We start from the raw sequence: 22,997 nt of genomic DNA, 5'->3' as shown, positions 1-22,997 counted from the left end.
AGAAGAAATGGTGGAGTCGATCGCACGCGTGCGACACATCCGCGTGACCCCCATGAAGGCCCGTCGCGTCGTCAACTTGATCCGCGGTAAGCAGGCACAGGAGGCACTCGCCATCCTGAAGTTCGCACCCCAGGGTGCGAGCGAGCCGGTGTACAAGCTCGTCGCCTCGGCCATCGCGAACGCTCGCGTCAAGGCCGATGCCTCGAACACCCATCTGGACGAGCAGGACCTCTACATCAGCAGCGCATTCGTCGATGAGGGCACTACCCTCAAGCGATTCCAGCCGCGTGCCCAGGGTCGTGCCTTCCGCATCAACAAGCGAACGAGCCACATCACCGTCGTGCTCGCCACGCCCGAGGAGGGTACGAAGTAATGGGTCAGAAGGTCAACCCGTACGGCTTCCGTCTCGGCATCACCACCGACCATGTGTCGCGGTGGTTCTCAGACTCGACGAAGCCCGGTCAGCGCTATGCCGACTATCTTGCAGAAGACATCAAGATCCGTCGACTGCTCCAGACGTCGCTCGACCGTGCCGGTGTCTCGCGCATCGAGATCGAGCGCACCCGTGACCGTGTCCGCGTGGACATCCACACGGCGCGTCCCGGCATCGTGATCGGTCGCCGCGGAGCCGAAGCGGAGCGCATCCGCTCCGACCTCGAGAAGCTCAGCGGCAAGCAGATCCAGCTGAACATCCTCGAGGTGAAGAACCCCGAGGCCGACGCACAGCTCGTCGCTCAGGGCATCGCCGAGCAGCTCTCCGCTCGTGTGGCATTCCGCCGCGCGATGCGCAAGGGTCTGCAGGGTGCCCAGCGCGCCGGCGCCAAGGGCGTTCGAATTCAGGTCTCCGGCCGCCTCGGCGGCGCCGAAATGAGCCGTTCGGAGTTCTACCGCGAAGGCCGTGTGCCACTGCACACGCTTCGCGCGAACATCGACTACGGCTTCTACGAGGCGAAGACCACGTTCGGCCGCATCGGTGTGAAGGTCTGGATCTACAAGGGCGACATCACCAACAAGGAGCTCGCCCGCGAGCAGGCCAACCAGAAGTCGTCGCGCCCAGAGCGCAGCGACCGTCCCCGTCGTGCGCCCAAGGCGCAGGAGCCGGCGGCAGCAGGAGTTGAGGCATAACCATGTTGATTCCCCGTCGAGTCAAGTTCCGCAAGCAGCACCACCCCGGCCGTTCGGGCCACGCCACCGGCGGCACCACGGTCACCTTCGGTGAGTACGGTATCCAGGCGTTGACCCCCGCGTATGTGACGAACCGTCAGATCGAGTCCGCTCGTATCGCGATGACCCGTCACATCAAGCGCGGTGGAAAGGTGTGGATCAACATCTACCCCGACCGTCCGCTCACGAAGAAGCCGGCCGAAACCCGCATGGGTTCCGGTAAGGGTTCGCCTGAGTGGTGGGTCGCGAACGTCAAGCCGGGTCGAGTCCTCTTCGAGGTCTCCGGTGTCTCCGAGGAACTCGCTCGTGAGGCTCTGACCCGTGCCATCCACAAGCTGCCCCTCAAGGCACGCATCATCAAGCGCGAGGAGGGCGACGCATAATGGCCGTCGGCACCAAAGAGCTCAGCCCCGTCGAGCTCGACACTTTTGAAGACGAGCGACTCGTCGATGAGCTGAAGAAGGCCAAGGAGGAGCTGTTCAACCTGCGCTTCCAGTCGGCCACGGGTCAGCTCGAAAGCCATGGCCGCCTCCGCGCGGTCAAGCGCGATATCGCGCGCATCTACACGGTCATCCGCGAGCGCGAGCTCGGCATCCGGGCCACGCCCGCGCCGGTCGAAGCTCCGGTCAAGGCCGAGAAGAAGACCAAGAAGGCCAAGGCCGAGGCATCCGAGACCGCACCGGTCGCTGATGACGCTGCCGAAGCAGAGACGAAGGAGGCCTGATCATGGCTGAGACCAAGAAGCCAGCTGCCGGAGTCGGCACCGCGGCCGAGGTCGACTCCGCGGCCGAACTCGTCCGCGGCTACCGCAAGGTCCGTCGCGGCTACGTGACCAGCGACAAGATGGACAAGACCATCGTCGTCGAGGTCGAGGACCGCGTGAAGCACCCTCTCTACGGGAAGGTCATCCGCCGCACCTCCAAGGTCAAGGCGCATGACGAGGCGAACACCGCAGGCATCGGCGACCTCGTCGTGATCAGCGAGACCCGCCCGCTCAGCGCCACCAAGCGCTGGCGTCTGGTCGAGATCGTCGAGAAGGCCAAGTAAGCCTCGGGCTTACTTGAAAGAAGGAGTTCACAGTGCTTCAGCAGGAATCACGAGTCAAGGTCGCCGACAACACCGGCGCGAAGATGCTGCTCACGATCCGCGTTCTCGGCGGCTCGAAGCGTCGCTACGCCGGCCTCGGTGACACGATCGTCGCCACCGTCAAAGACGCGATCCCCGGCGGCAACGTCAAGAAGGGCGATGTGGTCAAGGCCGTCATCGTCCGCACCGTCAAGGAGACCCGTCGCTCCGACGGCTCCTACATCAAGTTCGACGAGAACGCAGCGGTGATCCTCAAGAACGACGGCGACCCTCGCGGCACCCGAATCTTCGGACCCGTCGGTCGCGAGCTTCGCGACAAGAAGTTCATGAAGATCATCTCGCTGGCACCGGAGGTTATCTGAACATGGCCAACATCAAGAAGGGCGACCTCGTGCAGGTCCTCTCGGGCCGCAGCCAGGCGCGCGGCGGAGACCGCGGCAAGCAGGGCAAGGTGCTCGAGGTGCTCGTCGCCAAGAACCGCGTCGTCGTCGAGGGCATCAACTTCGTGACGAAGCACGTTCGCGTCGGCCAGACGCAGCGCGGCTCGAAGACGGGTGGCATCGAGACCCAAGAGGCGTCGATCCACGTGTCGAACGTCGCGCTCGTCGACCCCGAGTCGAAGAAGCCGACCCGTGTCGGCTTCCGCAACGAGACCGTGACGAAGGACGGCGTCGAGAAGACGGTCCGCGTCCGCTACGCCAAGAAATCAGGTAAGGACCTGTAATGACCGATACGGCTACGCAGGCTGGCAAAATCCAGCCGCGACTGAAGACCAAGTACCGGGACGAGATCTCGAAGACCCTCATCGAGGAGCACGGCTACACCAACGTGAACCAGGTGCCCGGTCTCGTGAAGATCGTCGTGAACATGGGCGTCGGCGAGGCCGCGCGCGATGGCAAGGTCATCGACGGTGCTATCGCCGACCTCACCAAGATCACCGGCCAGAAGCCGCAGGTCACCAAGGCTCGCAAGTCCATCGCGCAGTTCAAGCTGCGCGAGGGCCAGCCGATCGGTGCACACGTGACGCTTCGCGGCGACCGCATGTGGGAGTTCCTCGACCGCCTGCTCTCGCTCGCTCTGCCGCGCATCCGGGACTTCCGGGGCCTGTCCGAGAAGCAGTTCGACGGCACCGGCAACTACACCTTCGGTCTCACGGAGCAGTCCGTGTTCCACGAGATCGACCAGGACAAGATCGACCGCGTTCGTGGCATGGACATCACCGTGGTGACCACCGCCAAGACCGATGAAGAGGGTCGCGCGCTGCTCAAGCAGCTCGGCTTCCCCTTCAAGGCGGCCGAGTCCGCCAACTGAACCACGGATGCCGCGTCCGGTCCCTGAGCTCGTCGAAGGGCGCCCGCGGCATCCGAACCGGTTCCCCACATCCGTGGGGGCCGACACCACAGGTCACCGCTCGTGTAACGGGCGTTGAAACCTGGTGAACGTAAGGAAACACTTGCCATGACGATGACCGACCCGGTCGCTGACATGCTGACCCGTCTGCGGAACGCGAACTCCGCGCACCACGATTCCGTGTCGATGCCCAACTCCAAGCTCAAGGCGCACATCGCCGAGATCTTGAAGAAGGAGGGCTACATCGCCGACTTCGAGCTGACTGACGCGCGAGTGGGCAAGACCCTCACGCTGGAGCTCAAGTTCGGCCCAAACCGCGAGCGTTCGATCGCGGGCATCAAGCGCGTCTCCAAGCCCGGCCTCCGCGTGTACGCGAAGTCGACGGAGCTCCCCAAGGTGCTCGGCGGTCTCGGCGTTGCCATCCTGTCCACCTCCAGCGGTCTGCTCACCGACCGCCAGGCCGAGAAGAAGGGCGTAGGCGGAGAAGTCCTCGCCTACGTGTGGTAGTTCCATGTCACGAATCGGACGACTTCCCATCGACATCCCCGCGGGCGTCGACGTCAAGATCGACGGCCAGGCCGTCGCCGTGAAGGGCCCGAAGGGCGAGCTTTCGCTCACCGTCGCCGCCCCCATCGAGGTCAAGCTCGAGGAGAACCAGGTTCTCGTCACCCGACCCGACGACGAGCGCACCTCACGTTCGCTGCACGGCCTCACGCGTACCCTCATCGCCAACCAGATCATCGGTGTGACTCAGGGCTACTCGAAGGCACTCGAAATCGTCGGCACCGGCTACCGCGTGGCCCAGAAGGGCGGCTCCCTCGAGCTCGCGCTCGGTTTCTCGCACCCCGTCGTCGTCGAAGCGCCGGCTGGCATCACGCTGACCGTCGAGGGCAACAACAAGATCACCGTTGCCGGCATCGACAAGCAGGCCGTCGGCGAGACCGCCGCGAACATCCGCAAGATCAAGAAGCCGGAGCCCTACAAGGGCAAGGGCATCCGCTACGCCGGCGAGGTCGTGCGTCGCAAGGCCGGAAAGGCTGGTAAGTAATCATGGCCGTGAAGACCAAGACGGCTGCGCGTTCGCGCCGCCACACCCGCCTTCGCAAGAAGGTCGTCGGCACCGAGATGCGTCCGCGCCTCGTTGTCACCCGTTCGGCACGGCACGTTTTCGTGCAGGTCGTCGATGACGCCGCCGGCCGCACGCTGGCATCCGCGTCGACGATGGAGGTCGACCTCCGTGCGTTCGACGGTGACAAGACCGCCAAGGCCAAGAAGGTCGGCGAGCTCGTCGCGGAGCGCGCGAAGCAGGCCGGCATCGAGTCGGTCGTCTTCGATCGCGGCGGCAACAAGTACGCCGGTCGCGTTGCAGCGATCGCCGATGGAGCGCGAGAGGCAGGGCTCAACCTGTGAGCACCGTACCTATTGAAAATGGCACTACGAAGGAGCCCGAGGTGACCGTAGAGGCACCCGTCGAGACGGCAGCCGCTTCAGAGCCGGCCCGCAACGAGCGCGATGCTCGTCGTGGTGGCGGTGGCGGCGGCGGCGGTGGCGGTCGCGACCGCAACCAGGGTGGCCGTGACCGCGGTGGCCGTGACGCCGACAAGAGCCAGTTCCTCGAGCGCGTCGTGACCATCAACCGCGTGTCGAAGGTCGTCAAGGGCGGCCGTCGCTTCAGCTTCACGGCGCTCGTCGTCGTGGGCGATGGCAACGGACTCGTCGGCGTCGGCTACGGCAAGGCGCGCGAGGTTCCGACCGCGATCTCCAAGGGCGTCGAGGAGGCGAAGAAGAACTTCTTCCGCGTCCCCCGCGTCGGAGCGACCATCCCGCACCCCGTGCAGGGTGAGGCCGCAGCCGGCGTCGTCCTGCTGCGTCCCGCGTCCGCCGGTACCGGTGTCATCGCCGGTGGTCCGGTGCGCGCCGTGCTCGAGTGCGCCGGCATCCACGACGTCCTGAGCAAGTCGCTCGGCTCGTCGAACACCATCAACATCGTGCGCGCCACGGTGGCGGCCCTGCAGGAGCTCGAAGAGCCGCGTGCGGTCGCTGCGCGTCGTGGGTTGCCCTACGACGAGGTCGCTCCGGCCCGTCTGCTGCGTGCCGAAGCCCAGGCAGCTGAGGCTGCCGCAGCATCGAAGGCAGGTGCCTGATGGCCAAGCAGCTGAAGGTGACCCAGATCAAGTCCAAGGTGAGCGAGAAGCAGTACCAGCGCGACACGCTGCGCAGCCTCGGGCTCAAGCGCATCGGCGCTTCGGTCATTCGCGAGGACACCCCGCAGAACCGCGGCTACGTGAACACCGTCGCGCACCTCGTGAAGGTTGAGGAGATTGACTAATGGCTGACGAGAAGAAGGACGTCGCCGCCGAAGCCCCCAAGAAGGCTCCGACGAAGAAGGCGGCCGCCAAGCCCGCCGCCGCGAAGGCCGCCCCCAAGGCAGCCGAGAAGAAGGCTGCCGGAGCGGCGGCCGACGCTCCGAAGGCTGCGGCGAAGGCTGCGACCGAGAAGAAGGCCCCAGCGAAGGCCGCGTCCACCAAGACGGCCGCCGCCAAGGCGGATGTCGCGGAGAAGCGCGAGCAGGTGCTGAAGGTGCACCACCTCCGCCCGGCTCCCGGTGCCAAGAAGGACAAGACCCGCGTCGGACGCGGTGAGGGTTCGAAGGGCAAGACGGCCGGTCGCGGCACCAAGGGCTCGAAGGCGCGTGGCAGCATCCGCCCCGGGTTCGAGGGTGGACAGCTTCCGTACCACATGCGTGCGCCGAAGCTGCGCGGGTTCAAGAACCCGTTCCGCGTCGAGTACCAGGTGGTCAACCTGGAGAAGCTCGCCGAGCTGTACCCGAAGGGCGGCGATGTCACCATCGCCGATCTCGTCGACAAGGGCGCTGTTCGCAAGAACGAGCGCGTCAAGGTACTCGGCAACGGTGACATCCAGGTGAAGCTCACCGTCGCGGTCGACAAGGTCTCCGGCTCGGCCGAGCAGAAGATCGTCGCCGCTGGCGGCTCGGTCAAGTAGACCGGAAACAGCACCGATTGCTCGAGCCAGTCGAGACCTCGCGTATGATTCACGGGGGTCTCGACTGGCTCGAGTCGCATATGGACTGACTCCATACGGAGCAACAGGAGGACGAGTGTTCAACGCCATCGGGCGGATCTTCCGCACGCCGGATCTTCGCCGCAAGCTCGGGTTCACGCTGGGCATCGTCGCCCTGTTCCGGCTCGGCTCGTTCATTCCCGCGCCATTCGTCGATTTCGGCAACGTGCAGGCCTGCCTCGCAGCCAACCAGGCGGGGGCGGCCGGTCTCTACGACCTCGTCAACCTGTTCTCGGGTGGCGCGCTGCTGCAGCTGTCGATCTTCGCGCTGGGCATCATGCCCTACATCACCGCGTCGATCATCGTGCAGTTGCTGCGCGTGGTGATCCCCCACTTCGAGTCCCTGTACAAAGAGGGCCAGTCCGGCCAGGGGCGTCTCACCCAGTACACGCGGTACCTCACGATCGCTCTCGGCGTGCTCCAGTCGACGACGCTCATCACGGTCGCCCGTTCCGGCGCGCTGTTCCCGTCGAACGATCCCGCGTGTTCGCAGCTCATCTCGAACGACGCGTGGTATGCGATCCTGCTCATGGTCGTCACCATGACCGCCGGTACCGGCGTCATCATGTGGATGGGCGAGCTCATCACCGAGCGCGGCATCGGCAACGGCATGTCGCTCCTGATCTTCACCTCGATCGCCGCGACGTTCCCCGGTTCGCTCTGGTCGATCGGCATCGCCCGCGGCTGGGACGTGTTCGCGATCGTGCTCGCCATCGGCCTCGTGGTCGTGGTCGCCGTGGTCTTCGTCGAGCAGTCGCAACGACGAATCCCCGTGCAGTATGCGAAACGCATGGTCGGCCGGCGCACGTACGGCGGCAACAACACGTACATCCCGATCAAGGTCAACATGGCGGGCGTGGTGCCGGTCATCTTCGCCTCCTCACTGCTGTACCTGCCTGCGCTCATCGCGCAGTTCAACACCCCGGCGGCCGGCGAGACCCCGCAGCCGTGGGTCACCTGGATCACGAACTACCTCACGCAGGGCAGCCACCCGCTGTACATGCTCATGTACTTCCTGCTCATCGTCGGCTTCACGTACTTCTACGTGGCGATCACGTTCAACCCCGACGAGGTCTCCGAGAACATGAAGAAGTACGGCGGGTTCATCCCGGGCATCCGTGCGGGTCGACCGACCGCCGAGTACCTCGACTACGTGCTCACCCGCATCACCCTGCCGGGCTCGCTCTATCTCGGCCTCGTCGCGCTGATCCCGCTGATCGCCTTCGCCTGGGTCGGCGCCGACCAGAACTTCCCGTTCGGCGGCGCATCGATCCTGATCATCGTCGGCGTCGGCCTCGAGACGGTGAAGCAGATCGACGCCCAGCTGCAACAGCGACACTACGAAGGACTTCTTCGATGACCCTTCGAGGGCCTCAAGACGGCGCGCCTTCCGCCACCGGCTCCGCCCGCTTCCTGATCGTCGGGCCTCAGGGCTCCGGCAAGGGAACACAGGGCGTGCTCGTCGCGGAGGCCTTCGGAGTGCCCCAGATCGCCACGGGTGACATCTTCCGGGCGAACGTCGCAGGTGGCACCGAACTCGGCAAGCGGGTGCAGGCGATCATCGAGGCGGGTGACCTCGTCTCCGATGCGCTCACGAGTGAGCTCGTTCGCGATCGGCTCAGCCAAGCGGATGCCGCGGAGGGCTTCCTGCTCGACGGGTATCCCCGCAACCGTGCGCAGGTCGAGGACCTCGACGTGTTCCTCACGGGCCGCGGTGAGGCGCTCGACGCCGTCATCGAGCTCGATGTTCCCCGTGCCGAGAGCATCGCTCGACTGCAGCAGCGGGCCGCTGATCAGGGGCGCACCGACGACACCGAAGAGGTCATCGCGAACCGGCTTGCGATCTACGAGCGCGAGACGGCCCCGATCCTCGACGTGTACCGGCCGCGCGGCGTCGTCGTCCGCATCGACGGGGTGGGTTCGCTCGACGAAGTCACCCAGCGCATTTTCCAAGGTCTGGCCGAGCGCGGCCTCACGCCGTCCAACGGCAACGTCGACTCACCCTGAGCCAGAGTGTTCAGACGTTCGATCTACAAGTCGCCGCCCGAGCTCCGGTCGATGCGGGCAGCGGGTGAGGCGACTGCAGCGGCCCTCGCAGAGGCACGGCGCCTCCTGGTTCCGGGTGCGACGCCGATCGAGCTCGACGCGGCGGCAGAGCGGGTGATCCGCGATGCGGGCGGGCGACCGAACTTTCAGCTCGTGCCCGGGTACCGGCATACACTCTGCGTCTCGGTCGACGACGACGTGGTGCACGGCATCCCCGGTGACCGTCCGTTCCGCCCGGGCGACATCGTCTCGGTCGACGGCGGGGCCGAGGTCGACGGCTGGAACGGCGACTCGGCGTTCACCGTCGTGCTGCCCGACCCGGCGCGCCCAGACGTCGTCGCCTCCCGTGAGCAGCTGAGCCGTGTCACGGAACAGTCCCTGTGGCTCGGCATCGCAACGCTGGCCGGAGCGGCCCACCTCAACGAGGTGGGCGCGGCCATGGAGGACTTCGTGCACGGTGAGGGCGACTACGGCATCCTCACCGACTATGTCGGCCACGGCATCGGACGCTCGATGCACGAAGAGCCGCCGGTGTTCAACTACCGCGTCGATCGCCGCGGACCGGCGGTCAAGCCCGGACTCGTCGTGGCGATCGAGCCGATGATCGTCGGCGGTGCGATCGACACGTTCACCCGCGACGACGACTGGACGGTGACCACCGCCGACGGATCGGACGCCGCGCACTGGGAACACTCCGTCGCGGTGCACGCCGATGGCATCTGGGTGCTCACCGCACCCGACGGCGGCGCTGCGGGGCTTGCGCCGTTCGGCATCAGGCCGGCACCGATCGCCTGACTGAGATCTGCCCGGCGAACCGGTGCCGGGAGCGGACGGCGCCGACTACGGCTCCATGAGGCGGGCGAGCTCGGCCAGCAGCCCCGGGTAGTCGGTGGCACCGTGAACGAGTCGCTCGACGTTCGAGCGCTCCGAGAACGCCTCCACGAACTGGTCGAAGACGTCTTGGAACTCGGCTCGCCCGTCGTCGGCGAAGGCGATGAGGGCGACCACGTTGACGCGGGCGCCCGACCAGTCGATCGGCGTCTCATCGATCGCGATCGCGATCGCGGTGCGATTCGCCGACATCGTCAGCGCGTGCGGCACCGCGAGGTACTCGGTGAACGCGGTCGACGAGAGTCGCTCCCGCTCGAGCGTGCCGTCGACGTAGGAGTGGTCGATGACGCCCGCGGCGATCATGCGGTCGCCGAGGAGACGGATGACCTGCTCGGGGTCCTGCCCGTGCAGGCCGCGGACGAAGAGCTCGGGCGTGATGTACTGCGAGAGCGCGACGGCGAGGCGCGCGCGTCGCCGAACCCGCCGGATTCGACCGAGCTCGGATCGGATACGTTCGAGGTCGGGCTCCGTGGGAAACAGCGAGATCCGTACGAAGTTCGGAGTCGGAACCGGCGGGGTGAGCACCGAGACGACGAGCTCGGCCGGCAGGTTCGACCATTCGACCCCGGCATGATCGACGAGGCCGACGAGGTCGATGTCATCGGGGAAGGCCTTCGTGATGCGTTCGGCGAGCGCCAGGTGCACGTCGTGGTAGGCCGGCGCGACGATGATGACGCGCACACGCTCGGCGCTCGCCCGGCGACGGTCCAGGTACGCCCCGACGTGCATCGCGATGTAGGCGATCTCGTCGTCGTCGACGACGATGCCCTCGGCCACGGCGAGTTCGTGGGCGATGTAGACCGAGAGGTCGTAGATGAGCGGATACGCCGACTTGATCGTCGCGGTCAGGGGATTGCGCGACGGCCGGTGCTCGGCCGAGCGCGCAACGAGATTGTCGACGTGCAGGGCGAGGCGTTCGATGAACTCGTCATCGTCGAGCTCTACGAGGTACGCATCGGCCGCACGCCCGACCACTGCGCGAACCAGGGCAGATCTGGAGGAGAGCGGGGGTGCAGGGGCATCCGTCGTCGGAACGGTGCGCGTCGCTGCGCGCGTGCCGAGCAGTCTCGAGAGGTGGGCGAGTTCGGTGTCGCCGACGGCGGTGCCGAACCGCGTGCGGATGACCCCGTCGAGCAGGTCTCCGAGCGCTGTGCGCTCCAAGTCTGCGGTGCGGTCCGACGGCGGCGGCAACTCGTCGGCGTCGAGCCTGTGGTCATGGCCGACTCGATCGACGGCGATGGCGATGTGGAGGAGCACGTCATTCAATGCGTACTCGTTCGGCGCGTACCCCGCCTCCGCGAGGCGCGCGACGAGCGAGACTCGGAACGCCGGCAGTTCGGGATACGCCTCGCGCAGCGCGGCGTCGCCCTGCGTGCCGCGCGCCGCCTCCTCTCGGAAGAGGGTGCCGAGCAAGCGTCGTGTCGCCGACTCGGGACCGCCGAGGCTCACGCGAGGGCCGCGTCGTACGAGGGCGAGACCGGTGCCGGCCAATCGCGCCCGGATGCGGCCGAGATCGGCCTCGACCGTCGATTCACTGACATGCAATGAAGAAGCCGTCTCGTACACGTCGAGGCCGGCGTCGGCATCGGCAAGGGCTCGGATGATGCACGCGACACGCGCTGCCGGGGACGTGCCCGACGGCCGACTCTCATGGGCGGTGGTCCACGCCGCGCGATCGAGGCGGTACCCGTGCGGCCCCGACTGCACGACGATGGCGCTCATGTTCGCATTCGCGACGTAGCTGCGGATGGTGCGCGGTGTCACATCGAGCCGGGTCGCGAGTTCGGCGGCGGTCGTCCAGTCGGCGCGCTCGACGAGCACCTCGACGAGGCGCTCCCATTTCTCGGCCACACGCATCTCCCGGGTTTTGCCCGAGCCACTCGGCCCCGGGCGGTGAACACAGTCAACCATCCGGCACGAGCGTGCACCCGACAGCACGAGAGGGTTTCCGGGGGAGCGGAAGCGAATGTGCTGGAGCGGCGCCGCGACGAGGGCGGAGAATCGAGGTGATCGCGGCTTCGGCCGCGGTCGAGACGATCAACGGAGACCGCGAGCGGCGGGGCGAGGAGACACCGGATGCGCATCATCGTGGTCTGCGGCGCCGGCGCCTCGAGCACATTCGTCGCCGTGCGCCTCCGGCGCGCTGCCAAAGCACGCGGACTGCCGATGGAGGCGAAGGCGACGAGCCAGTCCAGGCTCGATGTCGAGCTGCCCGGAGCCGATCTGCTCCTCATCGGCGCGCACCTCGGCGATCGTCTCGACTCGCTCCGCGAACGCGCGGCTGCGGCATCCGTCGTCTTCGCGGTGCTGCCCGACGATGCGGCCACCACCCCCGACGGCGAGGCGCTGCTCGATCTCGCGCTCGCCGCGACCGGGACGCGATCATGATCCGCCGCGCGGTGCTCACCGCTCCCTCACTCGCGGCGGAGGGCTATGGTGAACGAGGGAACGGACACTCGCGACGGAGACCGGAAACATGGTTGAACGAACAGTTCGAATCGGATCGACGCACGGCTTGCACGCACGGCCTGCCAAGCTCTTCACTCAAGCCGTCGCAGCCTCGGGCGCCGCGGTCACGCTCAGCAAGGCCGGCGGCAAGCCCGTCAACGCGGCGAGCATCCTCGGCGTCATCTCGCAGGGCATCGACCATGGCGACGAGGTCACACTCGTCGTCGAGGGCGGCGACGAGCAGACCCTGCTCGACGAGCTCATCGAACTGCTCAGCACCGACCACGACGAGTAGGGCGGGGCATCCGTCTCCGTTCGATTCGACGACTCGAGAGGGCGAATGATGGAGATCACGGGCACCGGAATCGGCCAGGGGGTGGCCGTCGGGCCGGTGGTGCGCATGGCGGAGCGCCTGCCGGAGCCGGTCGATCGACCGAGTCACCTCGACCCCGAACGCGAAGGCGAGCGGGCGAGGGCGTCGCTCTCCGTCGTCGCGGCGGAGCTCGCCAATCGCGGGGCCAAGGCCGGCGGAGCTGCGAAGGACGTGCTCGAGGCGCAGGCGATGATGGCAGAGGACCCGAGCCTCATCGACGAGGTGACGAAGCTGCTCGCGACCGGCAAGACCGCCGAGCGCGCCGTGTTCGAGGCGTTCGCCGCCTATCGCGACCTGCTCGCCGGCATGGGCGGTTACATGGGCGAGCGCGCCGCCGACCTCGACGACATCTCCCAGCGCGTCATCGCGCACCTGCTGAAGCTCCCGGCCCCCGGCGTGCCGAACCCGGGGCATCCGTTCGTGCTCGTCGCCCGCGACCTCGCACCCGCCGACACCGCGACCCTCGACCTCGGCCAGGTGCTCGGGCTCGTGACCGTCGACGGCGGCCCGACCTCGCACACCGCGATCCTCGCTCGCGAGAAGTCCATCGTCGCAGTGGTCGGGGCAGCGGATGCCGCGAGCCTCGCCGACGGCGACATGGTCGTGGTCGACGCCGCAGGCGACGTCGTCATCGCCTCGCCCTCGGCCGAGCAGGTCGCTGACGCGAAGTCCCGCATCGCCGAGCGCGCGGCGCTCGAGGCGGCGCCGGTGACGCCGGGCGCGCTCGCCGACGGCACCGCGGTGCCGCTCCTCGCGAATCTCGGTTCGGCCGATGGCGCCGCAGAGGCGTTGAAGCTCGGCGCCGAGGGCGTCGGCCTCTTCCGCACCGAGTTCCTCTTCCTCGACGCAGACAGTGCGCCGACCGTTCGAGAGCAGCAGGATCACTACACGCGGCTGCTCACGGCGTTCGCCGGCAAGAAGGTCGTCGTGCGCGTGCTCGATGCCGGCGCCGACAAGCCGCTCTCCTTCCTCAACGACGCGCCCGAAGAGAACCCGGCGCTCGGGCTCCGCGGGATCCGCGCGCTTCGGCACTCCGAGGTCATCCTCCGGGAGCAGCTCACCGCGCTCGCCGCGGCCGACGCGGCGACCGACGCCGAACTCTGGGTGATGGCGCCGATGATCGCGACGGTCGAGGAGACGCGATACTTCACGGGGCTCGCCAAGGAGCTCGGCATCAGTGTCGCCGGTGTGATGGTCGAGACCCCGTCGGCCGCGCTCATCGCAGGCCACGTGCTCGCCGCGAGCGACTTCGCCTCCATCGGCACGAACGACCTCACGCAGTACACGATGGCCGCCGACCGCCTGCTCGGCACCGTCGCGAACCTGCAGAACCCGTGGCATCCTGCCGTGCTGCAGTTGATCGCCGATGTGGGTCGTGCCGGCGCCGAACTCGGCAAGCCCGTCGGCATCTGCGGCGAGGCCGCCGCCGACCCGCTGCTCGCCGTCGTGCTCGTGGGCCTCGGCGCCACGAGCCTGTCGATGTCACCATCGGCACTCGCAGATGTCCGCGCCTCCCTCGCGCGGTACAGCCCGGATGACGCGAAGGCGCTCGCCCGGGCAGCACTGGCCGCTGAGGGAGCGGCCGAAGCCCGAGCGGCGGCTGACGCCGCCGCCACCGACATCACCACGACGCGGAGTCCGCGTCGTGACCATCAGAGAGGCAAATCATGACGACGACGTCATCGGACACGAAGCGGCCAGGGGGAGGCCGTGTAGCCGTCCAGAAGTTCGGCACCTTCCTCAGCGGCATGATCATGCCGAACATCGCGGCCTTCATCGCGTGGGGGTTCATCACCGCCCTGTTCATCGAAGCCGGACCGTTCCCGGTTCCCGCACTCGGCGGGTTCCCCGACGCCGACGGAAATGAGTACGTCGGCCTCGTCAGCCCGATGATCACCTACCTCCTGCCCCTGCTCATCGCCAACACCGGCGGCCGCATGGTCTACGACACGCGTGGCGGCGTCGTCGGCACCATCGCGACCATGGGCGTGATCGTCGGCGCGGGCATCCCGATGTTCATCGGCGCCATGATCATGGGCCCGCTCGCCGCGTGGCTCATGAAGCAGCTCGACAAGCTGTGGGAGGGCAAGATCAAGGCCGGCTTCGAGATGCTGGTGAACAACTTCTCGGCCGGCATACTCGGCCTGTTGCTCGCGCTCGCCGGCTTCTTCGCTTTCGCGCCGGCCGTCGAGTTCGTCAGCAACGGCCTCGAGGCCGCGGTGAACTGGCTCGTGCTCGCGGGACTGCTGCCGCTCGTGTCGATCCTCGTCGAGCCCGGCAAGATCCTCTTCCTGAACAACGCGATCAACCACGGCGTGTTCACCCCACTCGGCATCCAGCAGTCGGAGGAGACGGGCAAGTCGATCCTGTTCCTCATCGAGGCGAACCCCGGCCCCGGCCTCGGCATCCTGCTCGCATTCGCGATCTTCGGCGTTGGCATGGCCAAGGCGAGTGCGCCCGGCGCGATCATCATCCAGTTCTTCGGAGGCATCCACGAGATCTACTTCCCGTACGTGCTGATGAAGCCGATGCTGATCCTCGCTGCGATCGCCGGCGGCATGGCCGGCGTCGCGACGAACGTGCTCTTCCAATCGGGGCTGCGTGCGCCCGCCGCGCCGGGGTCGATCATCGCAGTGCTGCTCCAGACCGCGAACGACAGCTACCTCGGGGTCATCCTCTCGGTGGTCTTCGCCGCCGTCGTCTCGTTCCTCATCTCCGCGGTCATCCTCAGGGCGAGCCGGAAGCGCGACCTCGCGAAGGAGGGCGCCGGCGACCTGTCGGAGGCCATCGCGAAGACCCAGGAGAACAAGGGCAAGCAGAGCGGCGTCTTGGCCGACCTCGGGACCGGTGGTGCCGCCGCAGGCGGTGCGCTGCTCGCAGAGGGGGAGGCCGCGGCGTTCGAGCGGAAACCCATCCACACGATCATCTTCGCCTGCGACGCCGGCATGGGCTCGAGCGCCATGGGTGCCACGGTGCTGCGAAATAAGATCAAGAAGGCCGGCATCGACAGCGTCGACGTCACGAACAAGGCGATCGCCAGCCTCACCGACGACGTCGACCTCGTCGTCACCCATCAGGACCTCACCGACCGGGCACGACTGCAGTCGCCGAACGCCCTGCACATCTCGGTCGACAACTTCATGAACTCGCCGAAGTACGACGAGATCGTGCACCTGCTGGAATCCGAAGGCGTGCGCTGAAAGGCCAGCGCCGATAGAAAGGAACGGCCCATGACCGAACAGATCCTCTCTCCCGAGAACGTGCGGCTCGCACCTCGTGCGGCCGACCGCGAGCAGGCGATCCGCGACGCCGGCGGCATCCTCGTCGATGCCGGCGCGGTGCGCCCGGACTACCTCGACTCGATGCTCGAGCGGGAGGGATCCGTCTCGACCTACATGGGCAACTTCCTGGCAATCCCGCACGGCACGAACGAGGGCAAGGACGCGATTCTGCGCTCCGCGCTCTCGTTCGTGCGGTACGACGAGCCTCTCGACTGGGGCGGCGAGCCGGTGCGGTTCGTCGTCGGCATCGCGGGGCTCGAGAACGAGCACCTCGAGATCCTCTCCAAGATCGCGATCATCTTCTCCGACGACGACTCGGTGCAGTCGCTCGTCGACGCCGCGTCGGCGGAGGAGATCTTCGCACTGCTCTCGGAGGTCAACGACTCGTGAAGGCCGTGCACTTCGGCGCCGGCAACATCGGGCGCGGCTTCGTGGGTCTCCTGCTCCACGAGGCGGGCTACGAGGTCGTGTTCGCCGACGTGAACGCCGAGCTCATCGATGCGCTCGCGGCATCCGACCACTACACCGTGCACGAGGTCGGCGCCGGCGACCGCGACCGGGTCGTCGACGGCTATCGCGCCGTCAACAGTGCGACGGATGCCGCGGCGCTCGCCGCCGAGCTCGAGACCGCCGAGATCGCGACGACCGCGGTCGGGCCGACCATTCTGCGCTTCATCGCCCCGCACCTCGTGGCGGCGCTCCGCGCGAGGGCAGCGGATGCCCCGCCCCTGGCGATCATGGCCTGCGAGAACGCGATCAACGCCACCGACGTGCTGCGAGACGAGATGGCCGCGCTCGTCTCCGAGCCGGAGTGGCCGGCGCTCGCCGCGCGCGCCGTATTCGCCAACACAGCGGTCGACCGCATCGTGCCTGCCCAGGCACCGGGCGCTGGGCTCGACGTCACGGTCGAGACGTACTTCGAGTGGTCCATCGAGCGCCCGCCGTTCGGCGCCATTGCGCCCGACATCCCCGGCGCGCACTTCGTGGCCGACCTGGGGCCCTACATCGAGCGAAAGCTCTTCACCGTGAACACCGGGCACGCCGCCACGGCGTACTTCGGCTTCCTCGCCGGCCATGAGCGCATCAGCGACGCGCTCGCCGATCCAGGCGTCGCCGGCGCGGTCGAGCGCGTGCTCGCGGAGACGTCGGCGCTCATCGTCGACAAGCACGGCTTCACCGAGGCGCAACAGGCGGAGTACCGCGCGAGCATTCTCGAGCGCTTCCGCAACCCCGAGCTGCCAGACACCGTCGAGCGCGTCGGCCGCCAGCCGTTGCGCAAGCTCGGCAGGCACGAGCGCTTCATCGGACCGGCGGCCGAGCTCGTCGAGCGCGGGCAACCGGTCGAGGGTCTCCTCGCCGCGGTCGGCGCGGCCCTTCGCTTCGATGTGCCCGCCGACCCAGAGAGCGTCGAGCTGCAGGCTCTGCTGCCGGCGCGGGGCGCCGCGGAGCTCGTGCACGAGGTGACGGGCATCGAGGCGGAGCATCCGCTCGAATCCGGGCTCATCGCTGTGTTCACCGACGCGCAGTCGACAGCGTGACGCGTCGTCGCCGCGGCATCCGTGGCTCAACTGGCGAAGCGGGCCGGAATCGCCTATAGTTGACCCTTGGTGTTCTGCACGCCTGCTTCGGCATGCCTGACGGTCTGTGTTCCCACAGATCTTCTGTGTTTGACGGAGCTGCGCTCTGCGCAGAACCATCGCACGACCAGCATCCCAAACTCCAAGCGATAGTGAGGCTATGGCCAAGAAAGACGGCGTCATCGAGATTGAAGGCTCGGTCACCGAGGCCCTTCCGAACGCGATGTTCCGGGTGGAACTCTCGAACGGGCACAAGGTCCTCGCGCACATTTCAGGAAAGATGCGCCAGCACTACATCCGCATTCTCCCCGGAGACCGCGTGATCGTGGAGCTGAGCCCATACGACCTGACGCGCGGCCGCATCGTCTACCGCTACAAGTAAGGGCTGTTCGGAAAGTAACGGCCCGCGGCGTCCCGCGGGTACGAGGACAGCGAAATCCAAGGAATAATCGTGAAGGTCAACCCCAGCGTCAAGCCCATCTGCGACCACTGCAAGGTGATTCGCCGCCACGGCCGCGTCATGGTCATCTGCAAGGCCAACCCGCGCCACAAGCAGCGTCAGGGCTAGTCACAGACGAGGGGCGCACGCGCCCCGTTCCCCACAACTGAACATATCGGCAGCGCCAGAAGTATCGATTTCGATACGCCGCTTCGCGGCTACTCGATCAGCGATACGGACACCTCGGGTCGGAGGCCCGGGCACCGGCGTTGTTCCACACCTCCACTTCGAAACAGGAGAAGCCACACATGGCACGTCTGGCAGGAGTCGACATCCCGCGCGAGAAGCGCGTGGAGATCGCACTGACTTACATCTACGGCGTCGGCCGCACGCGAGCGCTCACCACGCTCGCCGAGACCGGCATCGACGGAAACATTCGCGTGAAGGACCTCAGCGACGAGCAGCTCATCGCCCTCCGCGACTACATCGAGGTCAACTTCAAGGTTGAGGGTGACCTGCGCCGTGAGGTGGCAGCCGACATCCGCCGCAAGGTCGAGATCGGCTCCTACGAGGGCATCCGCCACCGTCGCGGTCTCCCGGTCCGAGGCCAGCGCACCAAGACCAACGCTCGCACCCGCAAGGGACCGAAGCGCACCGTGGCCGGCAAGAAGAAGGCTCGCTAGGCCTCGGCCCAGTGATCCAGCGCCTCTAGGATTCAGGAGAAATCATGGCAGCACCCAAGACGGCAGCTCGCAAGCCGCGCAAGAAGGAAAAGAAGAACATCGCAGTGGGCCAGGCCCACATCAAGTCGACGTTCAACAACACGATCGTCTCGATCACCGACACCAACGGTGCCGTGATCAGCTGGGCTTCCTCCGGCGGCGTCGGCTTCAAGGGCTCGCGCAAGTCGACCCCGTTCGCCGCGCAGCTGGCCGCAGAGTCGGCCGCCCGCCAGGCGCAGGAGCACGGCATGAAGAAGGTCGACGTCTTCGTCAAGGGCCCCGGCTCGGGCCGCGAGACCGCGATCCGTTCCCTTCAGGCCGCAGGGCTCGAGGTCGGCAGCATCAACGACGTGACGCCCCAGGCGCACAACGGATGCCGCCCGCCCAAGCGCCGTCGCGTCTGATCTCTTCCCGGTGATCGAGGAGGCGTCCGGCTCAGCCGGGCTCTCCTCGATCGCCGGGACATCCGTTCTCTCATACAACTCAAGATCCTCGTACTCGCAGGTGTCATATAGCGGACACCCTGCCGAAAGGAATCAACAGTGCTGATCGCACAGCGCCCGACGCTCACCGAAGAGAACATCTCGGAGTTCCGTTCGCGTTTCGTGATCGAGCCCCTCGAGCCGGGCTTCGGTTACACCCTGGGCAACTCGCTCCGTCGCACCCTCCTCTCCTCGATCCCCGGCGCAGCCGTGACGAGCATCCGCATCGACGGCGTGCTCCACGAGTTCTCGACCGTTCCGGGCGTGAAGGAGGATGTCACCGAGATCATCCTCAACATCAAGAACCTGGTCGTCTCCAGCGAGCACGACGAGCCGATCACCGCGTACCTGCGCAAGCAGGGGTCCGGTGAGGTCACCGCCGCCGACATCTCGGCTCCGGCCGGCGTCGAGGTGCACAACCCCGAGCTCGTCATCGCGACGCTCAACGACTCGGCGAAGTTCGAGCTCGAGCTCACGATCGAGCGTGGCCGCGGCTACGTCTCGGCCAGCCAGAACCGCAACGAGTACTCAGAGGCCGGCCAGATCCCGGTCGACTCGATCTACTCGCCGGTACTCAAGGTCACCTACCGTGTCGAGGCCACCCGTGCCGGCGAGCGCACCGACTTCGACCGTCTCGTGGTCGACGTCGAGTCGAAAGCGGCCATCACGCCGCGCGACGCGATCGCCTCGGCGGGCCGCACGCTCACCGAGCTGTTCGGTCTCGCCCGCGAGCTGAACACCGCCGCCGAGGGCATCGAGATCGGCCCCGCGCCGGTCGATGCCGTGCTCTCCAGCGAGCTCTCGATCCCGATCGAAGACCTCGACCTGTCGGTGCGCAGCTACAACTGCCTGAAGCGCGAGGGCATCAACACGGTGTCCGAGCTCGTCGCCCTGTCGGAGTCGCAGCTCATGAACATCCGCAACTTCGGTCAGAAGTCGGTGGATGAGGTCAAGGACAAGCTCACCGAAATGGGTCTGTCGCTCAAGGACTCGGTCCCCGGGTTCGACGGCGCCCACTTCTACACGGGCTTCGAAGACGAGAACAACTAGGCAGGCACGCCGCCCGCCCGCCCACCCCCACCTACTGGAGAGAACGAACCATGCCGAAGCCCACGAAGGGCCCCCGCCTCGGAGGCGGCCCCGCCCACGAGCGGTTGATGCTCGCGAACCTCGCTGCTGCGCTGTTCACGCACAAGCGCATCACCACGACCGAGACGAAGGCCAAGCGCCTGCGTCCGCTCGCCGAGCGTCTGGTGACGTTCGGCAAGCGCGGTGACCTGCACGCGCGTCGTCGTGTGCTCGGTGTCATCGGCGACAAGACCGTCGTGCACGAGCTGTTCACGGTCATCGCACCGCAGGTCGCCGACCGTGAAGGCGGTTACACCCGCATCACGAAGATCGGCAACCGCAAGGGCGACAACGCGCCCATGGCGGTCATCGAGCTCGTGCTCGAGCCCGTGACCCCGAAGAAGCGCGCAGCCAAGCCGGCCGCCGCCGAGGCGCCCGTCGCCGAGGAGGTTCCGGCCGAGGTCGTCGAGGAGACCGAGGTCGTCGAGACCGAGGCTGCCGCCGATGAGACGACCGAGGCTGTCGCCGACGAGGCGCCCGCCGAGACCGAGGCCGCCGAGGCCAAGTAGTCTCGACACTCGTTCACGAAGGCCCCGGTGCGATTGCACCGGGGCCTTCTGCGTGCCACGCACGTGTCGCCGTCTAGGCTGAATGAGTGACCGAGCACGACTTGCCGCCGCTCTCCGAGCGCATCGCGGCTCCCGAGACGCTCCCGCCCCTTTCGCATCCCGACGTCGTGACATGGCGTCCGGTCGGCGATGACGACCTCGACCTGCTCGTCGCACTCGAGGCGGCGATGGCGGCGGCCGACCATCCCGAGTACGCGGTGCCGCGCGAGGAGCTCGCCGACGACCTCGGGATGTCGTTCGTCGACCGCGAGCTCGACACGGTCGTCGCGCTCGATGCCGACGGTCGGGCGGTGGCGTGGGGCATCGCGTACCACCCGCCGGAGCACGACACGCTCGTGCGCACGATCCTCGCGGGCGGCGTGCATCCCGAACTGCGTCGGCGGGGCATCGGCCGAGTGCTCCTCGCCTGGCAGCGTGCGCGGGGCGAACAGCAGCTCGCGGCATCCGATCTGCCGCTTCCCGGCTGGATAATGGCCTTCTCCGACGACCGCGCGCGGGGGGCCGGTCCGCTGTTCGAGTCGTCGGGGTTCGGCGCGGCGCGGTACTTCGCGGGTTTGCGCCGAGATCTCGGGGAGCCGATCGATGATGCTGGTCCCGGCGACGGTGTTCGCATCGAGATGCTGACGTCATCGCGGATCGACGAGGTGCGAGAGGCTCGCAACGACGCGTTCCGCGATCACTGGGGCAGCCAGCCGACATCCGAGGAGCAATGGCGGGCCTTCGCCTCGAGCGCGGTGTTCCGACCCGATCTCTCGGTCGTGGCCGTCGAAGAGGCGAGCGACCGTGTCGTGGGGTTCGTGCTCGCCGAAGTGAAGGAAGACGACTGGGCCGGGCAGGGCTTCTCGAGTGCGCACGTGCCACTCGTCGGCGTCGTGCGCGGCCAACGCGGGCGCGGCATCGCAAAGGCGCTGCTGGCGACCCACCTCGCGGCTGCCGGTGCCGCAGGGCTCGAGTACTCCACGCTCGAGGTCGACGCCGCGAGCCCCACCGGTGCGCTAGCCCTGTACGAGCGCATGGGGTTCCGAGCGGCGACCCGCGAGACCAGCTACACGATCGTGGTGTAGCGCTCCGACGTCCTTCGTGCAACGAACACGACGTCGCGGAGACGTCGCGTCGGATCGCGTCGACCGGCCTGATTCGGCAGGATGAGCGGATGAGCGAGCAGCAGAGCGTACGGCTGAGTGACCGGGTTCCCGCAGAGGACGTCGAGACTCCGCAGCATCCGGATGCCCTGTGGCGCCCGGCGACCGAGGCTGACATCGATGCCGTGCTCGTCTTCTTCGCCGCCGTCGCCGCAACGGATCACCCCGACTGGGTCGAGACGAGGGACGAGGTCGGCGAGCCGTTCGAGCTGTCGCACATCGACGCCGTTCGTGACACCATGCTCGCGACCGGACCTGGCGGCGACGTGCTCGCATACGGTACGGCGGTCATGCCGCCGGGGCAGGAGACGCTCGTGCGCTCGATCGTCCTCGGCTCGGTGCACCCCGCCGTGCGCCGACGCGGCCTCGGTGCCGCCCTGCTTCAGTGGCAACTCGCACGGGCGCGGCAGCAGTTGCGATCCAGCGACTCGACGCTGCCCGGCTGGATCATGGCGTATGCCGATGAACGGTCGCCGGATGCCTCCGCGCTTCTCGAGGGGCACGGACAACCGCTTACGAGGCACTTCTTCATCCTCGAGCGGGACCTCTCCGAGCCGCTCCCCATGTTCCATCATCCGGTCGACGTGACGATCGCAGGCTGGAGTGACGAGCTCACCGAGCCGACGCGAGTCGCGCGAAACGACGCATTCCGCGACCACTGGGGCAGCCAGTCGAGGAGCGTCGAGGAGTGGTCATCGATGGTGCATTCGGAGAGATTCGCTCCCGAACTCTCGTTCGTCGCCGTTGCGGAGGCGCCAGACGAGTCGACCGGGTCCAGCGGGGCGGGGGTGGTCGGCTTCGTGCTCGCGTTGTTCAACCAAGGCGACTGGGAGAGGCAGGGATTCTCCTCGAGCTACGTGCAGCTCGTCGGCGTCGTGCGCGATCGCCGCGGTGAAGGCATTGCGCAGGCCTTGCTCGCGCGGCACCTGCAGGCTGCACGGGATGCCGGACTCCAGCGCGCCACCCTCACCGTCGACGCGGCCAACCCGAGCGGGGCTCTCGCTCTCTACGAGGGCATCGGCTTCGCGCCCGCACACACCCATGTGAGTCACGTGCGTGAGTACTGACGGCGCTTGCCGGCGGCACTCCATCCTCTCCATCTCGCGGCATCCGCTCAACGGTCTCGTTGCCCACAGTCGGCACGGGGCGGGTTGGGTGCTCGTGACTGGTGGGGTCGTGATGCTCACCGTCGGCGGCCCTGGTGCGCGGGTCGTCGTC

Annotated in this window: 32 protein-coding genes; 31 read left to right on the top strand and 1 reads right to left on the bottom strand. The window is 67.3% G+C overall.

Annotated features, from left to right (window positions below; genetic code table 11):
- Positions 1 to 7: 7 nt before the first annotated feature.
- From rplV to map, 17 genes are all read left to right on the top strand, one after another.
- Complete coding sequence (gene rplV, locus AC1C2U_RS17225) at positions 8 to 373, top strand: 50S ribosomal protein L22 (protein ID WP_495362991.1); 366 nt, start codon at positions 8 to 10, stop codon at positions 371 to 373.
- Positions 373 to 1,125, top strand: a complete 753-nt coding sequence (gene rpsC / locus AC1C2U_RS17220) for a 30S ribosomal protein S3 (protein ID WP_495352930.1) — start codon at positions 373 to 375, stop codon at positions 1,123 to 1,125. The genes rplV and rpsC overlap by 1 nt, the downstream gene beginning before the upstream one ends.
- 2 nt (positions 1,126 to 1,127) lie before the next feature.
- Positions 1,128 to 1,547, top strand: a complete 420-nt coding sequence (rplP, locus tag AC1C2U_RS17215; RefSeq protein ID WP_495362990.1) for a 50S ribosomal protein L16 — start codon at positions 1,128 to 1,130, stop codon at positions 1,545 to 1,547.
- Positions 1,547 to 1,888 (top strand): 50S ribosomal protein L29, encoded by a 342-nt coding sequence (gene rpmC / locus AC1C2U_RS17210; RefSeq protein WP_495362989.1) that lies wholly within the window; start codon positions 1,547 to 1,549, stop codon positions 1,886 to 1,888. Before rplP ends, rpmC begins: the two co-directional genes overlap by 1 nt.
- Before the next feature lie 2 nt (positions 1,889 to 1,890).
- Positions 1,891 to 2,211 carry a 30S ribosomal protein S17 gene (gene rpsQ / locus AC1C2U_RS17205; protein WP_495362988.1) on the top strand — a complete coding sequence of 107 codons (321 nt, stop codon included), beginning with the start codon at positions 1,891 to 1,893 and terminating at the stop codon, positions 2,209 to 2,211.
- A gap of 32 nt (positions 2,212 to 2,243) precedes the next feature.
- A complete protein-coding gene (rplN, locus tag AC1C2U_RS17200; RefSeq protein WP_495362987.1) occupies positions 2,244 to 2,612 on the top strand; it encodes a 50S ribosomal protein L14 in 369 nt (122 codons plus the stop codon).
- 2 nt (positions 2,613 to 2,614) lie between these two features.
- On the top strand, positions 2,615 to 2,974 hold the full coding sequence (gene rplX / locus AC1C2U_RS17195) for a 50S ribosomal protein L24 (RefSeq protein WP_495362986.1): 360 nt from the start codon (positions 2,615 to 2,617) through the stop codon (positions 2,972 to 2,974).
- A complete protein-coding gene (gene rplE, locus AC1C2U_RS17190) occupies positions 2,974 to 3,561 on the top strand; it encodes a 50S ribosomal protein L5 (protein WP_495362985.1) in 588 nt (195 codons plus the stop codon). The genes rplX and rplE overlap by 1 nt, the downstream gene beginning before the upstream one ends.
- A gap of 147 nt (positions 3,562 to 3,708) precedes the next feature.
- The gene (rpsH, locus tag AC1C2U_RS17185) at positions 3,709 to 4,107 is read left to right on the top strand and encodes a 30S ribosomal protein S8 (protein ID WP_495362984.1); all 399 of its coding nucleotides are present in this window, start codon (positions 3,709 to 3,711) and stop codon (positions 4,105 to 4,107) included.
- A gap of 4 nt (positions 4,108 to 4,111) precedes the next feature.
- Complete coding sequence (gene rplF / locus AC1C2U_RS17180) at positions 4,112 to 4,648, top strand: 50S ribosomal protein L6 (protein WP_495362983.1); 537 nt, start codon at positions 4,112 to 4,114, stop codon at positions 4,646 to 4,648.
- Positions 4,649 to 4,650: 2 nt separating this feature from the next.
- Entirely contained in the window at positions 4,651 to 5,010 is a 360-nt protein-coding gene (rplR, locus tag AC1C2U_RS17175) for a 50S ribosomal protein L18 (protein WP_495362982.1), read from the top strand.
- Between the two features lie 41 nt (positions 5,011 to 5,051).
- Entirely contained in the window at positions 5,052 to 5,744 is a 693-nt protein-coding gene (gene rpsE / locus AC1C2U_RS17170) for a 30S ribosomal protein S5 (RefSeq protein ID WP_495362981.1), read from the top strand.
- Positions 5,744 to 5,929, top strand: coding sequence for a 50S ribosomal protein L30 (gene rpmD, locus AC1C2U_RS17165; protein WP_022893865.1), 186 nt, complete (start codon positions 5,744 to 5,746; stop codon positions 5,927 to 5,929). Before rpsE ends, rpmD begins: the two co-directional genes overlap by 1 nt.
- Positions 5,929 to 6,603 (top strand): 50S ribosomal protein L15, encoded by a 675-nt coding sequence (gene rplO, locus AC1C2U_RS17160; protein WP_495362980.1) that lies wholly within the window; start codon positions 5,929 to 5,931, stop codon positions 6,601 to 6,603. The genes rpmD and rplO overlap by 1 nt, the downstream gene beginning before the upstream one ends.
- Positions 6,604 to 6,718: 115 nt before the next feature.
- Positions 6,719 to 8,041, top strand: a complete 1,323-nt coding sequence (secY, locus tag AC1C2U_RS17155; protein WP_495362979.1) for a preprotein translocase subunit SecY — start codon at positions 6,719 to 6,721, stop codon at positions 8,039 to 8,041.
- A complete protein-coding gene (locus tag AC1C2U_RS17150) occupies positions 8,038 to 8,688 on the top strand; it encodes an adenylate kinase (RefSeq protein WP_495362978.1) in 651 nt (216 codons plus the stop codon). Before secY ends, AC1C2U_RS17150 begins: the two co-directional genes overlap by 4 nt.
- Positions 8,689 to 8,694: 6 nt before the next feature.
- Positions 8,695 to 9,522, top strand: a complete 828-nt coding sequence (gene map, locus AC1C2U_RS17145) for a type I methionyl aminopeptidase (RefSeq protein ID WP_495362977.1) — start codon at positions 8,695 to 8,697, stop codon at positions 9,520 to 9,522.
- Between the two features lie 45 nt (positions 9,523 to 9,567).
- On the opposite strand, the gene AC1C2U_RS17140 is transcribed toward map, so the two are convergent.
- Positions 9,568 to 11,469 carry a BglG family transcription antiterminator gene (locus AC1C2U_RS17140; RefSeq protein ID WP_495362976.1) on the bottom strand — a complete coding sequence of 634 codons (1,902 nt, stop codon included), beginning with the start codon at positions 11,467 to 11,469 and terminating at the stop codon, positions 9,568 to 9,570.
- A 225-nt stretch (positions 11,470 to 11,694) separates the two neighbouring features.
- Here AC1C2U_RS17140 and AC1C2U_RS17135 point away from each other — a divergent pair, with 225 nt between their 5' ends.
- From AC1C2U_RS17135 to AC1C2U_RS17070, 14 genes are all read left to right on the top strand, one after another.
- On the top strand, positions 11,695 to 12,006 hold the full coding sequence (locus AC1C2U_RS17135) for a PTS sugar transporter subunit IIB (protein WP_495362975.1): 312 nt from the start codon (positions 11,695 to 11,697) through the stop codon (positions 12,004 to 12,006).
- An 88-nt stretch (positions 12,007 to 12,094) separates the two neighbouring features.
- On the top strand, positions 12,095 to 12,361 hold the full coding sequence (locus tag AC1C2U_RS17130; RefSeq protein ID WP_495362974.1) for an HPr family phosphocarrier protein: 267 nt from the start codon (positions 12,095 to 12,097) through the stop codon (positions 12,359 to 12,361).
- Positions 12,362 to 12,406: 45 nt separating this feature from the next.
- The gene (gene ptsP, locus AC1C2U_RS17125) at positions 12,407 to 14,110 is read left to right on the top strand and encodes a phosphoenolpyruvate--protein phosphotransferase (protein WP_495362973.1); all 1,704 of its coding nucleotides are present in this window, start codon (positions 12,407 to 12,409) and stop codon (positions 14,108 to 14,110) included.
- Complete coding sequence (locus tag AC1C2U_RS17120) at positions 14,107 to 15,639, top strand: PTS mannitol transporter subunit IIBC (protein ID WP_495362972.1); 1,533 nt, start codon at positions 14,107 to 14,109, stop codon at positions 15,637 to 15,639. Before ptsP ends, AC1C2U_RS17120 begins: the two co-directional genes overlap by 4 nt.
- Before the next feature lie 30 nt (positions 15,640 to 15,669).
- Complete coding sequence (locus AC1C2U_RS17115) at positions 15,670 to 16,110, top strand: PTS mannitol transporter subunit IIA (RefSeq protein ID WP_495362971.1); 441 nt, start codon at positions 15,670 to 15,672, stop codon at positions 16,108 to 16,110.
- Positions 16,107 to 17,258, top strand: coding sequence for a mannitol-1-phosphate 5-dehydrogenase (locus AC1C2U_RS17110; RefSeq protein ID WP_495362970.1), 1,152 nt, complete (start codon positions 16,107 to 16,109; stop codon positions 17,256 to 17,258). The genes AC1C2U_RS17115 and AC1C2U_RS17110 overlap by 4 nt, the downstream gene beginning before the upstream one ends.
- A 199-nt stretch (positions 17,259 to 17,457) precedes the next feature.
- Entirely contained in the window at positions 17,458 to 17,679 is a 222-nt protein-coding gene (gene infA, locus AC1C2U_RS17105) for a translation initiation factor IF-1 (protein WP_495352952.1), read from the top strand.
- A 69-nt stretch (positions 17,680 to 17,748) separates the two neighbouring features.
- Positions 17,749 to 17,865 (top strand): 50S ribosomal protein L36, encoded by a 117-nt coding sequence (rpmJ, locus tag AC1C2U_RS17100; RefSeq protein WP_282836964.1) that lies wholly within the window; start codon positions 17,749 to 17,751, stop codon positions 17,863 to 17,865.
- A gap of 179 nt (positions 17,866 to 18,044) precedes the next feature.
- The gene (gene rpsM / locus AC1C2U_RS17095; RefSeq protein WP_495352953.1) at positions 18,045 to 18,419 is read left to right on the top strand and encodes a 30S ribosomal protein S13; all 375 of its coding nucleotides are present in this window, start codon (positions 18,045 to 18,047) and stop codon (positions 18,417 to 18,419) included.
- A gap of 44 nt (positions 18,420 to 18,463) precedes the next feature.
- Entirely contained in the window at positions 18,464 to 18,862 is a 399-nt protein-coding gene (rpsK, locus tag AC1C2U_RS17090; protein WP_170024924.1) for a 30S ribosomal protein S11, read from the top strand.
- 138 nt (positions 18,863 to 19,000) lie between these two features.
- Positions 19,001 to 19,990: a DNA-directed RNA polymerase subunit alpha gene (locus tag AC1C2U_RS17085; RefSeq protein WP_495362969.1), complete on the top strand. Its 990-nt coding sequence runs from the start codon at positions 19,001 to 19,003 to the stop codon at positions 19,988 to 19,990.
- Positions 19,991 to 20,040: 50 nt separating this feature from the next.
- Positions 20,041 to 20,577, top strand: coding sequence for a 50S ribosomal protein L17 (gene rplQ / locus AC1C2U_RS17080; protein WP_495362968.1), 537 nt, complete (start codon positions 20,041 to 20,043; stop codon positions 20,575 to 20,577).
- Positions 20,578 to 20,663: 86 nt separating this feature from the next.
- Complete coding sequence (locus tag AC1C2U_RS17075; protein ID WP_495362967.1) at positions 20,664 to 21,701, top strand: GNAT family N-acetyltransferase; 1,038 nt, start codon at positions 20,664 to 20,666, stop codon at positions 21,699 to 21,701.
- An 89-nt stretch (positions 21,702 to 21,790) separates the two neighbouring features.
- Positions 21,791 to 22,846, top strand: coding sequence for a GNAT family N-acetyltransferase (locus AC1C2U_RS17070; protein WP_495362966.1), 1,056 nt, complete (start codon positions 21,791 to 21,793; stop codon positions 22,844 to 22,846).
- The last annotated feature ends 151 nt before the right edge of the window (positions 22,847 to 22,997 follow it).

This window comes from Agromyces sp. Y575 (assembly GCF_059445445.1).
Note: the sequence above shows the minus strand (reverse complement) of the source record. Positions and strands in the feature narration are given on the sequence as shown.

Coding starts and splice junctions, on each gene's coding strand:
- rplV (WP_495362991.1), top strand. CDS start 8: ATGGTGGAGTCGATCGCACGCGTGCGACACATCCGCGTGACCCCCATG.
- rpsC (WP_495352930.1), top strand. CDS start 373: ATGGGTCAGAAGGTCAACCCGTACGGCTTCCGTCTCGGCATCACCACC.
- rplP (WP_495362990.1), top strand. CDS start 1,128: ATGTTGATTCCCCGTCGAGTCAAGTTCCGCAAGCAGCACCACCCCGGC.
- rpmC (WP_495362989.1), top strand. CDS start 1,547: ATGGCCGTCGGCACCAAAGAGCTCAGCCCCGTCGAGCTCGACACTTTT.
- rpsQ (WP_495362988.1), top strand. CDS start 1,891: ATGGCTGAGACCAAGAAGCCAGCTGCCGGAGTCGGCACCGCGGCCGAG.
- rplX (WP_495362986.1), top strand. CDS start 2,615: ATGGCCAACATCAAGAAGGGCGACCTCGTGCAGGTCCTCTCGGGCCGC.
- rplE (WP_495362985.1), top strand. CDS start 2,974: ATGACCGATACGGCTACGCAGGCTGGCAAAATCCAGCCGCGACTGAAG.
- rpsH (WP_495362984.1), top strand. CDS start 3,709: ATGACGATGACCGACCCGGTCGCTGACATGCTGACCCGTCTGCGGAAC.
- rplF (WP_495362983.1), top strand. CDS start 4,112: ATGTCACGAATCGGACGACTTCCCATCGACATCCCCGCGGGCGTCGAC.
- rplR (WP_495362982.1), top strand. CDS start 4,651: ATGGCCGTGAAGACCAAGACGGCTGCGCGTTCGCGCCGCCACACCCGC.
- rpmD (WP_022893865.1), top strand. CDS start 5,744: ATGGCCAAGCAGCTGAAGGTGACCCAGATCAAGTCCAAGGTGAGCGAG.
- rplO (WP_495362980.1), top strand. CDS start 5,929: ATGGCTGACGAGAAGAAGGACGTCGCCGCCGAAGCCCCCAAGAAGGCT.
- AC1C2U_RS17150 (WP_495362978.1), top strand. CDS start 8,038: ATGACCCTTCGAGGGCCTCAAGACGGCGCGCCTTCCGCCACCGGCTCC.
- AC1C2U_RS17135 (WP_495362975.1), top strand. CDS start 11,695: ATGCGCATCATCGTGGTCTGCGGCGCCGGCGCCTCGAGCACATTCGTC.
- AC1C2U_RS17130 (WP_495362974.1), top strand. CDS start 12,095: ATGGTTGAACGAACAGTTCGAATCGGATCGACGCACGGCTTGCACGCA.
- ptsP (WP_495362973.1), top strand. CDS start 12,407: ATGATGGAGATCACGGGCACCGGAATCGGCCAGGGGGTGGCCGTCGGG.
- AC1C2U_RS17120 (WP_495362972.1), top strand. CDS start 14,107: ATGACGACGACGTCATCGGACACGAAGCGGCCAGGGGGAGGCCGTGTA.
- AC1C2U_RS17115 (WP_495362971.1), top strand. CDS start 15,670: ATGACCGAACAGATCCTCTCTCCCGAGAACGTGCGGCTCGCACCTCGT.
- infA (WP_495352952.1), top strand. CDS start 17,458: ATGGCCAAGAAAGACGGCGTCATCGAGATTGAAGGCTCGGTCACCGAG.
- rpsM (WP_495352953.1), top strand. CDS start 18,045: ATGGCACGTCTGGCAGGAGTCGACATCCCGCGCGAGAAGCGCGTGGAG.
- rpsK (WP_170024924.1), top strand. CDS start 18,464: ATGGCAGCACCCAAGACGGCAGCTCGCAAGCCGCGCAAGAAGGAAAAG.
- rplQ (WP_495362968.1), top strand. CDS start 20,041: ATGCCGAAGCCCACGAAGGGCCCCCGCCTCGGAGGCGGCCCCGCCCAC.
- AC1C2U_RS17070 (WP_495362966.1), top strand. CDS start 21,791: ATGAGCGAGCAGCAGAGCGTACGGCTGAGTGACCGGGTTCCCGCAGAG.